We start from the raw sequence: 14,385 nt of genomic DNA, 5'->3' as shown, positions 1-14,385 counted from the left end.
ATGGCTGTAACACACCCAGAAGAAACATACACGCGCGCGCAAACACGCGACACCGGGGCAAAACTCAATATCCTGGTGGTCTTTTTTCTGTTCAGTCTTTTGGTGCCTCTCACGATCGAACTGGCTGGAATAAAGCTGCTCGCGTATCGTGCGGTCGCTCTGCTTTTGTTTTTTCCCGCGTTTATCGCATGGTGTCGAGGGCAAGCCGGGCCGCGAAATTTCGCAGACTATGCGATGATCGGATTAAGCGCCTGGTTCATCATCGCGATGGTCGCAAATCATGGATTGGGTGTTTGGCAAACTGTTGGCGTGCATACCGCCGAATTGCTCGGCTGCTACTTACTCGGACGCGCGTTCGTTAGGACGCCAGAGCAATTTTTCAAAGTTGCCAAACTGCTTGTTGTCTGCTTCTCACTATTGTTGCCATTCGCTCTGATCGAAGCTCTAACCGCACAAAACGTTCTGCTCCAATTGTGGAGCTATGTTGGTAGTGCATTTCCTGATGTCGACCACGAGCAGAGGCTCGGCTTCGATCGCGTCCAAGGTCCTTTCGAACACCCGATCCACTTCGGGGTCTACGGCGGCGCTTTGATCGGACTTGCGTGTTATGTTTACGGCTATGGTCGTGATGTGTGGGGCCGAATTTGGCGCACAGGTCTCGTTGCACTTACAGCGTTCTTCTCCTTGTCTTCAGGGCCCCTCGCGGCAATGACTGCTCAGTTCGGTTTGATCGCCTGGGACGTTGTTTTGCGTGACGTAAAGAGCCGTTGGTGGATACTCGCAGGGCTGGTGGCAATATGGTACGTAGCCGTCGATATTCTGTCCAACAGGACACCGATTGAAGTTATGATCAGCTATTTCGCGCTGAACGCTCAAACGGGTTATGGGCGAATTCTGATTTTTGACTACGGCATGCAGAATGCCCTGGCTAATCCGCTTTTCGGAATTGGGTTTGATGACTGGGTTCGTCCAGCTTGGTTGACAGACAGCGTCGATATGTTCTGGATTTACTATGCAATGATTGCTGGGTTGCCGGCAGGCTTCCTAGTCTTGGCTGCGTATTTCGGCATGATGATTTCTATAATCAAACGACCACTGACTGATCCTAAAATGCGTCAATACCGAATGGGATGGATAGTTACGATGGTCGGTCTTTTTATGGCGGGCTGGATGGTACATTTCTGGAAGGTACCGTTTGTTTTGTATAGTTTCCTACTTGGCACCGGTGGCTGGTTTCTGAGTTATCAACCGAAAGAAGATCAAAACGGTTCCAAAGAAACTGAAAGCAAAAGAAAAATCAACTACACGCGGTTTCCGGTTCGGCAGGGCCGTCAATCATAGTTACTGAGATCTGTCTGTTCACCAACCATAGACCGTAAACGGTGATTGCTGTCAGAATAACGACCAGAGAAGTGACCTTTTACAAAAGACGTAACTGGTTTTTTTCGACCCAAGAGCTTTTTAGCCAATGGGCGCTTTAGCAAATATCCGGCGCCACGATACAAACCGTTTGGTGTATGCCCCAAGTGAAGAAACGGATTGGGGTTTAGAACCGAGCTTTGCACCTGATTAATTCTGCGCAGGACCGGTACAGCATATTCGGGGTAACTTGGCGTATGCGCTGCGCGAGCGTCGGGGTGTATGCTTTCAAACCGCTTGTTATCACAGAACTTGGCCAGACGTTCTGCTGCTTCGTCCATATCCTGCCTTAGGCTCTCCTGCGTCAACACATAGACATGCTCGACACCGAAAAGAGACTGGTAAAGTCCGATCAACCGGTCATATTCGAAATGCACAGCAGAAAACGAGAAAAAACCAAGGTCATTTTCTTCTCGAAAAAACCGGTCATAGGGCATCGTGCCACCGCGCAACAGATATTGCATATAGACTGATGGCAAGATGCGCATTTGATTTCTGATAGACACAAGGATACGAGCGTCTGGGAAGATTTTCTTCAGGCGGCGCGCATAAAGGTCACTTTCGCGACCACCGAAGAAGGGATGGCCGCTTAGAATCTCTGACGAGATCACCGGAACTTCGCCAGGTTTCAGTGTTTGCCAGGCCTCTTCAATATGGGCCTGCATCGGCTTGGGCGTAAACGTCAGCCCATGTGGAGTTACGACTTTTTCAAAAATCGTCTGGTGCCCGGCCAGTTGGCGAAACCCGTGACGCGGAACGAACAGTTGGTTCTGCATCCATGTCGTTGCGGTCTTGTGATACCCAATATGAAGTAACGGCAGGGGATTGGTCAAAGTTCACTCCACATATTGCGTGAACACACGCTGGCTTACATAGCGTCGAAGGTTCTTCATCACAAAAAGGGCAACCGCCATTAAGGTCGCGGTTACGACCGTAGTCAAAAGAAGGTCTAAGCCTGAGAACCAGATTTGTTTTGTCATTGCCAAAGCCAGCAAAACAAAAGCGATCAGAACCGGAATACCCATTGGGCCAAGCGAAAGATTTACGCGCGTCTGAACAAGGCGCAGTGACGCAATGAACCCCAAAAGCTCTCCTGTAGATGCTATGAGAATAATGACAAACAGACCGTATCCGTGAACGGCCGCATACCATGAAACGGGTAGTGACATGACCCGAAACATGTTTGCGATCATAGCGTTGCTCGTCCGGCCTTTGGCCAGGGCAACGACCGCGCTTCCTGTTTTGAAGACTCGCAAGGCATGCAACAAAGCCAAGGGGATGAGGTAAGGGACAAGTGCTGCGTACTTGTCGCCGAGAACAAAATGAACAAAAACCGCGCCAAACACCACGATGCCCGCCATCAGAAACAGACCGTTTGTCAGGCTCGTCTGCATGGTTGCATAGGCTAACTGCTCAAAACGCTCTTGATCGCCTTTGGCTGCAGAAAGCTGCGGCAGAAAAAAGCTTTGCGTGCTTTTGGCCACGATCAATGTTGGCGTGAGCGTCAAGGTGAAGCCCATAGCAAAGATCGCCAGTTCAGCCATGCCCAGTTCGCGACCGACAACCAGCTTTTCACCCTGCAGGACAAGAATAAGCAAGATGTTGTTAATCAAAAGCGGCCAACCGAAATGAAAGGCTCGTCCCACCAACTGGCGATCAAGGCGCAAAGAATAAGGACGGATCGACACCAGATGAGAAAAGAGTACCGTCGCGACACCTTGCGCAATCACCGCATACAGCATCACACGGTAATCGCCAAAATACTGAAACAGAGGCCAGGTTAGAACCACCGAAAGAAACGCAGGCAGGCTGGTGCTGAGGATCAGCGGGCCGAATTTCTGTTGCCGTTGCAAGCGATAGACATCGAAATGGATAAATCCGTTCAAGAGCGGGACAATAGCCAGAACCTGATAGGCCCAGGCGACTTCCGGTATTCCAAGGAAATTTGCGATCGGATGGGCCAGGAAGAAAAGCAGGGCTGCCGAAAACACGGCGCGTACGGCGTGAAAGCCTTGTAAGCCAGATTGAAGCTTTGTGTCGTTTCCGTCTTTGTCCTGCACGATCAGTTGTTGCAATCCAAAGCTAGAGGTGAGCTCGACGATTGCCATGCTGATGGCGAAAGTCGCCGCGATGCCATAGTCTTCAACACTGACCAACCGGGCAACAAGGAGGTTGCGCAGAAAGGTCATCGCAGACCCGAACGCGTTCCCGGACAGGATCAGCAGTGCAGATCGAAACATTGTCCGGCCTTCCCAGAGACTTGGTTACACAAACAAGAAAACTAATGAATCAACGCCATCCGGCAAACAGAACAATAGATGATCAGCTCAACAGTCGCGAGAAAAAACAGGAAACCATTTCTTTTGGAAAGAAATCGTTTCCTGTTACTACACGATCAATCCGTTCAGCGTTGAACGACGAAAAACCTGTCCAATGAAAAAAAGATTTCGTTGGATTTGGCTGACCCAACACCTTCTTCGAAACGGTGCCGGTATTCATAACCTGCAGACAGGTTCCAATCGGCGTTCAAGGCGCGGATGTAAGTTGCTCGGAAAGTAGTATTGTCGGTATCGGTCACGCTACCATTGCCGGCGTCGTCCACTTGTCCGTATCCAACACGAAAATCCAGGCTGGACACCGGATTGATGTCAGTTAGGTAACTCAACGTTGCGCGTGTCGATCGAATGTCATTACCCTGAACGTCGTTCCGGAAGTCTCGCACAAATGCGGCACCGATCGACCCGTTCGCCAAGGTATAGTTGTATCCGATCTGTCCAATCGGATCTATATCGCCCGACGGCCCACGCGTGACACCCAGCGTTGCATCAAAGGAACCACCCTTTAACAAAAACGATCGTGTAACGTCGAAATTCGTCCGACGGCCAGTGATCGCCACACCGGTGTCAATTCCAATTGCCGCAAAGCCATTGGTCAGGCTTCGTGTAACGGTCAGCCCACCAGTAAGACCATCTTCTTCAGTGGTGAATGGCGTAATATCTGTCTCTTCGATATCAGCGTAGCCAACCCGTACGGAAACGTCGGTGATCGGATTGACCGCATAGGTCAAATCAAACAACAACTCTTGTGTTTCGCGTTCTTCCTGAAGCGTGTCATCGGCCTCATAATCGATCCGCGAATAGCTGAGGCGCCCGGTTGCGGTCGATGTGAAGCGGAACGTGCCAAATACCTCAGAGCGCAATTCGTCGTTATCGAAAAGGCCGGGATCCGTTGTATCCTCAAAACTTTCATCTAAGTATTGCAGGTCGAACCCATAGCCGACCGCGTCGTTGATCCCATTTTCCCAAGCGAAATTCAGCCTCGATGTGGTCCGCGTTCCGTCATCAATGATCAGGCTGTTCGAATTCAACTGGTCTTGAACGCGCAGCGGGTCGTCGAAATTCAGATCGACCCGACGAATCCGTGCATCTGTCGCCAGACGACTATTGGCGCCATCGCGCGTATAGGCAAAGAACGCATTGGGATCGTCGACATCGACATTCTGGGATTGTCCCGGAACCTCACCCAGCCGCACGATGCCGCTCAGATCGAATTGCAAAGTGTCAATCTGGGTTTCTTTCAACAACCCGTAGGACAATGTGGTGTCCAGAATGGTTGTCGTCTCCTGCGAACTTCCGACATCAAGTCCGAAATTATCGTTAATACGCAATGAAGAACTGATCCCATACGTGTAAGTCAGCCCCCCCGGGGCTGACTGAGCGCTTGGTACTGCTTGGCCTGCAGCTGTGTTGGCTGAACATATGGCGGTCGTTGCCGCGAGTGCCAACGTCAAACTTTTGTTGTTTTTCACCTGGGCCCCCTGCTCCTGGGCGATGGTTATTCAAATAGCTTCCTCTGTGGGATCACAATAACGTCACCAGCCTGAAGCGCAACATTGCCGGTGTTGTCATAGTAATTGTAGCTGTAAACGTTGCTTCCCCGACGCAGTTGGATGCGTTTTCCGGCTGCGAAACGGGTCAAACCACCAGCTTCCGCGATAACTTGCAGAATTGTGGCGTTGTTTATGATCGGGACACGGCCTGGGATCGTGATCTCTCCGGTAATGAATACATCGTTGCCGGTTGCAGCAGTTGCAGCCACGGTTGGCGCGGCAAGTGCACCAACTGAAACAAAGACGGTAGGTGTCGTGGCAAAGTTCGGCGCCAAACGACTTGTCAAAGTGCCACGAAGCTGGCCAACGGATGAACCCGCTGCCTGAACAGAGCCAACGATCGGAAAGTTGATAGATCCGTCTGGCAGCACAAGTGCTTGGCGGTTAAGGCTGGCATCTTCCAGCACTTCAATTTGCAAGATATCGCCTGGTTGAATGCGATATCCAGCTTGTGCCGATGCCTTGGTTGCAGTCAGACCCGTGGCCATCAAAGCAATGGCGAAAAGGCTGCAAAGGAGTTTATACATCTGGTCTCCCCCGGTTGTGAAGTTGTTGTCAAATTTAACCCTTAGTCGGGCCGTACGAAGATTATTTTCGAGCCGGAGAAAAACCTGAGACAAATTTGCTTCAGCCTCTTCTAAATTTTACCAACTCAGCATTCCAAAAGCTCTCTCTTTTTTCACAGCGAAACCAAATACTTGCGCAATGGCGCTATGAAACTCCCTGTTCAGTGGCCTGTGCAGCGCAACACGGCGCCGACAGTTTTGAACAAGATCATCAGGTCATTTTTGAAAGAGAGGGTTTTCCCATATGTAGTGTCGAATCGCGCGCGATCCGCAAAAGTCGATTCGTTGCGATCCGAAACTTGCCACAAGCCTGTAATTCCTGGGCGCAACTCATAATAGGTACGCCCTGGGTACAAGGCCTTTTGGCTCACCATCATCGGTCGCGGACCAATCAACGACATGTCGCCACGAAGAACGTTAAGCAGCTGCGGTAACTCGTCCAAAGAAGAACGGCGCATGAACGTACCGATTGCAGTGATGCGCGGGTCTTTTTTAAGCTTTTGCGTGCTGTCCCATTCGATCCGTGCACCCGGATTTTCGGTCAGATGTTTTTCAAGACGGGCATCTGCGTCGCTCACCATAGTGCGGATTTTATACATGGTGAAAACGACACCATTACGACCGACCCTGGCTTGGGTATAGAAAGGTGAGGCTCCATCGCGGGATGCAACCAACGCAAGAATGGCGACAAGAGGCAGAGCGATCGGCGAAACCAATAGGATGAAAGAAATATCCAAAGCGCGCTTCAAGTAGTCACGATAAAGCCGTGTGGCCGGTCGCCCGAGCGCACGCGCACTTCTTACAGATCCGTCCGGGGAAACTTTTTCCACGGCATCGAAATTATGCATCTGTGTTACCATTACAAACTTCACTCCAAAACCGGACGCTAACACACACGCCCTGGCATTACTCACTACTCGACGAACAACGCATCTTTATGAAAATTTTCCAAATGCTGTCACCCTGTTTTCTCAGGTTTTGACCAGCTTTGTCGCCATAATTTTTACTCGTTCTGGCAAAAAATTTTAATTTTCGCGTTAAGCCTTTGATAACCTGTACATTACTATCAGCATCACTGTACATCTTCAAGGCCGAATTGTTTCCGTTGCTTACGCAATACTGGCTAAGATATATCATTGATGCACAATATGTCGGCGCAACTGTTGTACAAGGCACAGTTCTGACAGAATCTTTCCCACTTTGCCCTACCGTATTCCAGGCACTCGACGTCATTGGCTAAAGGCGATTCTACCTATAAGATATCCAGCTATCGCAAGTACTACCGGCAGCGCCCGACCGCATACCCTTTTTGTCTAGAATTCTGATCCACAAGATACTTGAGCCGCGAGCAGGTGATTCACTGTTATGCTGTACCGCAGAAAAATCTCTCGCTTCGGGCGCGATGCTGGCATAGGCAGTGGCCTAGTATTGTTTCCAGAAAGGATTATATTTGACGCATCCAGAAGAGATTGAGTGGTAATCGTGTATCAGCCGCTGGACAATTTGCATCCAGCAAATGAATCATTCAGAAAGTTGAGTAAGATGTTGTGCTACGGCTCGTGTATCCCTGACTGTCGTGGATGCGTGCTATGTGTTGGTAAAGATCGTCGTGGTTTCGGAGAAAGTCGGTAAAACGAGATGAGTTCGGGAGAGTTGTATACTGGCTTTTTTGGTCTGAATGAGCGCCCCTTCACGCTTATTCCGGACCCAAGCTTTTTGTACTGGTCGACCCAACACCAACGCGCTTTCTCTGTCCTCGAATTCGGCATTATGTCCCGCGCTCCGATTACTCTGGTCACAGGTGAAATCGGTGCTGGCAAAACAACACTGGTTCAAAAGCTGCTGTCCAAGGTGGACGACGGACAGGTCTCGATCGGCCTGATCTCGAACGCTCAGGGTGGGCGCGGTGAATTGCTCCAATGGGTTCTCAACGCGCTTTCCGTGCCTTTCGTGCAAGGCGAAAGCTATGTCTCGATGTTTCAGCGTTTTCAGGAATTCATGATCAGCGAATATGCTGCCGGGCGACGCGTCGTCCTGATCATCGACGAGGCGCAGAACCTGTCTTCAGAAGGGCTGGAAGAACTTCGGATGTTGACCAACATCAACAGTAATAAAGACGAGTTGATCCAGCTCATCTTGGTTGGTCAACCAGAGCTGCGCGATATGGTGCGTTCACCCAGCATGCGCCAACTTGCACAGCGTGTGGCGGCCAGTTTCCACCTTGACAAGATGGATCAGAAAACGGTCACCAAATATATTTCACACCGCATGGAAACCGCTGGTGGTACCGGCAAAGAGTTCACCTCAGGTGCCTGCAAAGCGATTTTTCAAGCCACTCAGGGTGTTCCCCGACTGGTAAACCAACTGTGTGAATTTGCGTTGATGTACGCCTGGAGCGACGAGACAAATGTTGTGTCGTTGAGGGTGGTGAAGTCTGTGTTGAAAGACGGCGTGTTCTTCGGTGGCTTCGCGCTTGAGAGCGACGAGGACGAAATTAAAGACGACGAGAAGAGCACCGCAGAAAAAGAAAAAGACAATAGCGAGTTGCTTTTCCTTCGGTCATCCGACCGCATCATTCCGGAAGGTCAGACAGGATAATGCCACAATTGGGTGGTAGAGGCATCTAGGGTAAAAGGTTCTTAGGCTAGTGTTGGACGTACGTTACTATTTCTCATTGTTCATGCGGCGGTTTCCTCTGCTGCTGATTATCGCCGTTGCGATTTCGGCGGTCGCGATCACTGTTGCTCAAACGTTGCCCCCTTCTTACGTGTCGGCGGCCAAGCTGGCAGTTGAACGTCCAAAGATCGATGACCCGTCAGGACAACTTGCCCCGGAGCTAGCGCAGCTGCAGATAGCGCAGGGCAAGTTGATGACCCGGGCCAACCTTCTGGCAATCGCCGACTTAGTACAGCCGGTGCCGGATCAAGCAAATAAAAGCCCAGATGAAATTGAAAGTTGGATGCGCAGCAAGACCTATATTTGGGCGCGTGCACGGCGCGGTGAAGCCACATTCATGGATATCAGCTTTGAGGCACAACAAGCCGAGCATGCGGCGTGGGTTCTTGAAGAATACCTGAAAATCATCAATCAGATCAGTATTGATGAAGGCGTTGAAAACGCAGCACAAAAACTTGGTTTCTTCGAACGTCTTGAGACCGAGTTGCGCGAAAAGCTGGCCGACCAGAACGCCCGCATCCTGGCATTCAAAAGCGAGAACATTAACGCTTTGCCCGAAACGCTGGACACTCGGCTGGGTCAGCAAAGCACTCTTTTGGACCGGATCGCACAGTACGAGCGTGATCGCTCGGTCCTGCAAGATCAGCGTGTGCGTCTGATCCAGATATTCGAGTCGACGGGACAAGTTAGCGGTGCTGCCGTGACACAGAACCTGACGCCAGAACAACAACAGTTGAGAGTTCTTCAAGCGCAGCTGAATGATGAACTGGCGGTTAAGTCGTCAGAACACCCTCAGGTCAAAGTGTTGATCGCGAAGGTAAGGCAGTTGGAACAAGTGGTAAGCCTGCAACCCGCTCCGCAAGCACAGCCGGGAACAACCGGCAACCCGCTGCTGGATAGCCAACTGGCCGATATCGATTCGCGCATTGCGGATATCGAAGCACAAAAAACAGACGCGTTGCTGCAGCTGGAAAGGATCGAAGCCACGATCGACCAGACACCAATCAACGCAATTCAACTGGAAGAACTTACGCTGGAGCGCGACAATATCCAGCGACAGTACACTGATGTTCGCGCAAAACTGGCGGACGCCGCTGCCAGCAAAGAGATTGTCGAAGGCAATCAAGGGCAACGCGTCGTCGTTTTGGAGCCACCGTCGATCCCTGATGCGCCCAGCAAGCCCAATCGGTTGCTCATTGCAGTGGGCGGCAGTTTCTTCGGCATCATGACGGGCGCTGCTTTGATTATCTTGCTGATGCTGCTGGACCAATCGGTGCATCGCCCGCAAGACTTGGTTTCCCGGCTGAATGTAACGCCACTGGCGACGATTCCCTACATTGAAACAGCTGCTGACCGTTTACGTGCACGGTTGCGCGTCGCCGCCTGGCTGATCGCGATCGTGGTTGGAGTGCCCGCGCTGCTCTATGCGGTTCATGTTTATTATCAACCACTTGATGCAATTGTAACACCTATTGTCGACAGTCTGGGGGCGGCTTGATGACGGTGTATTTGGTATTGGGGCGAAAGGACTAAGAAATGGAAAAGCTTCAGGCCGCGATTGAAAAAGCGCGGGTCCAGCGCCAGGAATCCCAGACGATCAATGGACACCCGGTTCAAAAACCGGAAGTGGTCAACGAACCCGTCAAAACGCCGGAAGAGGCCGTAAATTCGGCCTGGGCGTCATTGGCACAGGCGGAGCTGAACCCGCGAATTTTGCGAAAGAACCGGATGGTCGCCTATTCCGGAGGCGAACATGCAGCCCCATACGATATGCTGCGGACGCGCATCTTGCAGCTGGCGCAGCTGAATGACTGGAAACGTATAGCGATTGTGTCGCCGCACAGCGGATGCGGAAAGTCCACGACGGTATCCAACCTTGTTTTCAGCTTCGAGCGACAGGCCGACCTGCGCACAATGGTTTTAGACTGCGATCTACGCCGCACGAACCTCGCGCGATTGCTCGGATTGCAGCCCAAATCGAACATGAAGTCTGTTTTCGAGGGCAAGGTCGACTTTGCCGAACACGGTATTCGCATCGGTGAGAACGTCATACTTGGTGCGAATGATGCACCGGTCGGAAGCTCGGCTGAGGTTCTGCAATCGCAATCGACTGGACGCGTGCTGAACACAATTGAAGCAGCGTACAAGCCAGACATCATGCTATTTGACATGCCACCTTTGCTGGTCAGCGACGATAATTTTGCTTTCCTCAAGAATGTCGACTGCGCGTTGCTTATGGTCGAAGCCGACAAGACATCGGTCAAACAAGTTGATATCGCAGAACGTCACTTGGCTGAGCTGACAAATGTGATGGGTGTCATTTTGAACAAATGTCACTACAGCGATACGGCTTATGGCTATTAATGACACTCAAATAAGCGCTTCGATCATTATCCCGCACTACAATGACGTGGTCCGCCTTGATCGCTGCTTGGCCTCGCTTATGGCCAACGACCTATCGGAGGTCGAGATTGTTGTTGTAGACAACGGATCTGACCAGTCGTTGGACGAAATTCGCGCCAAATATGAGAACGTGCGCTTTGTTGCCGAAGGCGAAAAAGGAGCAGCCGCAGCGCGCAATCGCGGTGTGGCTGAAACTTCAGGGGCGTATCTGTATTTCATCGACGCCGATTGTGTTGCTGCCGACGATTGGGTTGAAACAGCGCGGCGGGTCCGAACTGATGCAGACATGATCGGTGGGCGCGTCGATGTGTTCGACGAAACTCCTCCTCCTCGTAGCGGTGCGGAAGGTTTTGAGACGGTGTTTGCGTTTAACTGTCAGTCCTACATAGAGCAAAAGGGATTTTCGGTTACCGCAAACCTGATCACACGCCGAGATGTTTTCGAAGCCGTCGGCCCGTTCAAGGCAGGTGTTTCCGAGGACAATGACTGGTGCTGGCGCGCCCGTGACAAAGGCTATTCCCTGATCTATGTGGATGCGCTTGCGGTGTCACATCCCAGCCGTTCGGATTGGGACGCACTGCGCCGTAAATGGCAGCGCCTCACCAATGAAAGTTATCTATTGTTCCAAAAGAACCGGCCCGGTGTATTGGGCCGCGCAAGCTGGATCGGACGGGCCTGTTTAATGCCGCTCAGCGCGGTCGTACACATCCCAAAGGTCCTGCGATCACCACGCCTACAAGGGGCCAGAGAGTATTGTGCCACGGTTGCAACGCTGTTTCGACTCAGGCTTCTACGGATGTTCTGGATGTTGAGACAAGCATTGGGTTTACCAGTTTAGAGGCCGCTATGCGGAGAAGAGTATGAGTAAGATGCCACATGTCATGGCAATTTCATCTACAGGCGGGCATTGGGTGCAGTTGATGCGCCTGCGCAAGGCCTGGGACGGAATGAAAGTGACCTATGTAACCACCGATCCCGGCTCGGGCGAGCTACTGAGACAACAGGCGCAAGAGGCGGGCGAAGCTGCGCCCAACTTCGCAACGGTGACCGAAGCGAACCGCTGGCAAAAAATTCGCCTGATCAAGCAGTTACTTCAGATCACCTGGGTTTTAATCCGCTATCGCCCGGATGTGGTTGTCAGCACCGGAGCAGCTCCGGGCTATTTCGCCATTCGCTTGGGCGGATTGTTGGGCGCACGCACCATCTGGATCGACAGCATGGCCAACGCCGAAGAGCTTTCGCTCTCGGGTCAGAAAATCGGCAAACATGTTGATCTGTGGCTGACTCAATGGGAGCATCTGGCCAAGCCCGAGGGCCCCCACTATTTGGGGGCGGTGCTGTGATCTTTCTGACGATTGGGACGCACGAGCCGTTTGAACGGCTGATCCGCGCGATCGATGAATGGTGCGGGACGACGCCCAACCCCCCCAAAGTGTTCGGTCAGATCACCGATGAAGGCATGGCCCATCACCGCCCAAAGAATTTCGAGGCGGTCGCGCGCATGACGCCAAAGGATTACAATCTGAAATTCCAGCAGTCGGATCTGATCATCTCCCATGCCGGTATGGGGTCGATCCTGACAGCGTTAAGCCGCGGTAAACCCATTGTTGTGATGCCCCGCAGGGGTCACTTGCGCGAAACCCGCAACGACCATCAGTTCACCACCGCCAAACACTTGGGGGATCGGCCCAACATCTTTGTGGCGAAGGATGAAACCGAACTGCCCGCTTTGCTGGACCGCACCCTTGAAACGCTGGGTCAGCACAAACAGGCACCCGTGTCTCAGGACGCACCCCCGCAGTTCACCGCTGCTCTTCGCGAGTATCTCATGACCAACACATTTGCACCGAATGGGATCGCCCACGGTCAAAACGGGAAAAAATCTTTTGAAACATGATCGCTTTCAGGACCTCTGGGACAAGCTAAAAAACAAAAGCGCCCAGGTCGGCATAATTGGGCTTGGCTATGTCGGGCTGCCGCTTGCGGTGACGGCGGCCAAAAAGGGTATGCCTGTCACCGGGTTCGATATCGACCCGTCCAAGATTGACGCTCTGCACAAATCCGACAGCTATATCGAAGCTGTGGCCAGCGAAGACCTCAAATCGCTGCTGGATGCGGGAACCGTGGCCTGGACCGCTGACTTTTCGCAATTGTCAGCCATGGATGTCATCGTCATCTGCGTGCCGACACCGTTGACAGAACACCGTGATCCCGATTTGTCATTCGTGACCGAGACCACAGAGGTTATCGCCAAGCACATCAAAGCCGGTGCGATGGTTGTGTTGGAATCAACCACTTATCCCGGCACCACGGCCGAGGTTCTGACACCAATCCTGGCGAAGTCCGGCCATGTCCCGGGGGAAGAGATCTTTGTTGGCTTCTCACCAGAACGCGAGGATCCGGGCAACAAGCATTTTCGCACCGCCACCATTCCCAAAATCGTTGCCGGCGACGGCGAAGCCGCTGGCAAGCTGGTCACGCGGTTTTATGAGAATGTTGTGGACGCGGTGGTACCTGTCTCGACCACCCAAACCGCCGAGGCGGTCAAGATCACCGAGAACATCTTTCGGGCTGTGAATATTGCTCTGGTCAATGAGTTGAAGGTGATCTTTGACGCGATGGGCATCGACGTATGGGAGGTAATCGACGGCGCAGGGACCAAACCATTCGGGTTCATGCCCTTCTATCCCGGTCCCGGCCTTGGCGGGCACTGTATCCCAATCGACCCGTTCTATCTGACGTGGAAAGCGCGCGAATTTGAACTGTCGACGCGCTTTATCGAGCTGGCGGGCGAGATCAATTCGAACATGCCGAACTATGTTGTCGCACGTCTTCGCGAGACGCTGGATCGCGAACTTGGCATCGGCCTGTCGCGCGCGCGGGTTCTGATCATCGGAATAGCCTATAAGAAAAATGTCTCGGACATGCGCGAAAGCCCTTCGGTCCGGTTGATGTCATTGCTGAACCAGGCCGGATCAAAAGTGGCCTTTCACGATCCGCATGTACCGGCGATCCCGAAAATGCGCGAATATCCCGAGTTTCTGGGCTGGCAATCACTGCCGTTTGACGACATTCGCGCCGAGGATTTTGACGCCATCCTGATTTCGACCGACCATGACGAGGTTGACTATGAAGCGTTGGTTAACCTCGGGATTCCGGTGATCGACACTCGCAACGCGATTGCGCGGCGACAGCTTTCAGAAAAGAACGTCACCAAGGCGTAAGACATTTTGGGGGGCTCTTTGCCCCCCCAGTTTAACCGGAAAACGTTCAACCCAAGCGGCACTAAAACACCGATCCTGTGGATAACTTCGCCACTCAATGCCTGTTTTTTCTAAAAAAATATTAAGAATTTCCTGCTCGGTGAACTGAAATTTTTGCAAGATTCCACGGTGCTCTTTCAGGTTAATGCCTGAAATGGAAACAATATCT

General features: G+C 52.1%; 13 protein-coding genes. 8 read left to right on the top strand and 5 right to left on the bottom strand.

Annotation, left to right across the window (positions count from 1 at the left end):
* A complete protein-coding gene (locus GOW40_RS17710) occupies positions 1 to 1,341 on the top strand; it encodes an O-antigen ligase (RefSeq protein ID WP_171133142.1) in 1,341 nt (446 codons plus the stop codon).
* Here the strand turns inward: GOW40_RS17710 and GOW40_RS17705 are convergent.
* From GOW40_RS17705 to GOW40_RS17685, 5 genes are all read right to left on the bottom strand, one after another.
* Positions 1,332 to 2,252 (bottom strand): sulfotransferase, encoded by a 921-nt coding sequence (locus GOW40_RS17705; protein WP_171231110.1) that lies wholly within the window; start codon positions 2,250 to 2,252, stop codon positions 1,332 to 1,334. The genes GOW40_RS17710 and GOW40_RS17705 overlap by 10 nt on opposite strands.
* 3 nt (positions 2,253 to 2,255) lie before the next feature.
* A complete protein-coding gene (locus GOW40_RS17700) occupies positions 2,256 to 3,659 on the bottom strand; it encodes an oligosaccharide flippase family protein (RefSeq protein WP_171136734.1) in 1,404 nt (467 codons plus the stop codon).
* Positions 3,660 to 3,823: 164 nt separating this feature from the next.
* Positions 3,824 to 5,086 (bottom strand): hypothetical protein, encoded by a 1,263-nt coding sequence (locus GOW40_RS17695; RefSeq protein WP_171133145.1) that lies wholly within the window; start codon positions 5,084 to 5,086, stop codon positions 3,824 to 3,826.
* 167 nt (positions 5,087 to 5,253) lie between these two features.
* The gene (locus tag GOW40_RS17690; RefSeq protein ID WP_171102136.1) at positions 5,254 to 5,796 is read right to left on the bottom strand and encodes a polysaccharide biosynthesis/export family protein; all 543 of its coding nucleotides are present in this window, start codon (positions 5,794 to 5,796) and stop codon (positions 5,254 to 5,256) included.
* A gap of 239 nt (positions 5,797 to 6,035) precedes the next feature.
* On the bottom strand, positions 6,036 to 6,722 hold the full coding sequence (locus GOW40_RS17685) for a sugar transferase (protein WP_171133146.1): 687 nt from the start codon (positions 6,720 to 6,722) through the stop codon (positions 6,036 to 6,038).
* A 790-nt stretch (positions 6,723 to 7,512) separates the two neighbouring features.
* On the opposite strand from GOW40_RS17685, the gene GOW40_RS17680 reads away from it, so the two are divergent.
* The 7 genes from GOW40_RS17680 to GOW40_RS17650 are packed head-to-tail and all read left to right on the top strand — an operon-like array spanning position 7,513 to position 14,177.
* The gene (locus GOW40_RS17680) at positions 7,513 to 8,472 is read left to right on the top strand and encodes an ExeA family protein (protein WP_171102138.1); all 960 of its coding nucleotides are present in this window, start codon (positions 7,513 to 7,515) and stop codon (positions 8,470 to 8,472) included.
* Positions 8,473 to 8,521: 49 nt separating this feature from the next.
* A complete protein-coding gene (locus tag GOW40_RS17675; RefSeq protein ID WP_171133147.1) occupies positions 8,522 to 10,048 on the top strand; it encodes a hypothetical protein in 1,527 nt (508 codons plus the stop codon).
* 38 nt (positions 10,049 to 10,086) lie between these two features.
* The gene (locus tag GOW40_RS17670; protein ID WP_171136735.1) at positions 10,087 to 10,914 is read left to right on the top strand and encodes a CpsD/CapB family tyrosine-protein kinase; all 828 of its coding nucleotides are present in this window, start codon (positions 10,087 to 10,089) and stop codon (positions 10,912 to 10,914) included.
* Positions 10,904 to 11,791 (top strand): glycosyltransferase family 2 protein, encoded by an 888-nt coding sequence (locus GOW40_RS17665; RefSeq protein WP_171133149.1) that lies wholly within the window; start codon positions 10,904 to 10,906, stop codon positions 11,789 to 11,791. The genes GOW40_RS17670 and GOW40_RS17665 overlap by 11 nt, the downstream gene beginning before the upstream one ends.
* 22 nt (positions 11,792 to 11,813) lie before the next feature.
* Complete coding sequence (locus tag GOW40_RS17660) at positions 11,814 to 12,296, top strand: UDP-N-acetylglucosamine--LPS N-acetylglucosamine transferase (RefSeq protein ID WP_217352324.1); 483 nt, start codon at positions 11,814 to 11,816, stop codon at positions 12,294 to 12,296.
* Entirely contained in the window at positions 12,293 to 12,850 is a 558-nt protein-coding gene (locus tag GOW40_RS17655) for a glycosyltransferase (protein ID WP_171136736.1), read from the top strand. The genes GOW40_RS17660 and GOW40_RS17655 overlap by 4 nt, the downstream gene beginning before the upstream one ends.
* Complete coding sequence (locus tag GOW40_RS17650; RefSeq protein ID WP_254444493.1) at positions 12,840 to 14,177, top strand: nucleotide sugar dehydrogenase; 1,338 nt, start codon at positions 12,840 to 12,842, stop codon at positions 14,175 to 14,177. Before GOW40_RS17655 ends, GOW40_RS17650 begins: the two co-directional genes overlap by 11 nt.
* Positions 14,178 to 14,385 lie beyond the last annotated feature (208 nt).

It is taken from the genome of Ruegeria sp. HKCCA6707, assembly GCF_013033515.1.
GTDB lineage: Bacteria > Pseudomonadota > Alphaproteobacteria > Rhodobacterales > Rhodobacteraceae > Ruegeria.
This window is presented reverse-complemented; position numbering and strand designations above follow the sequence as displayed.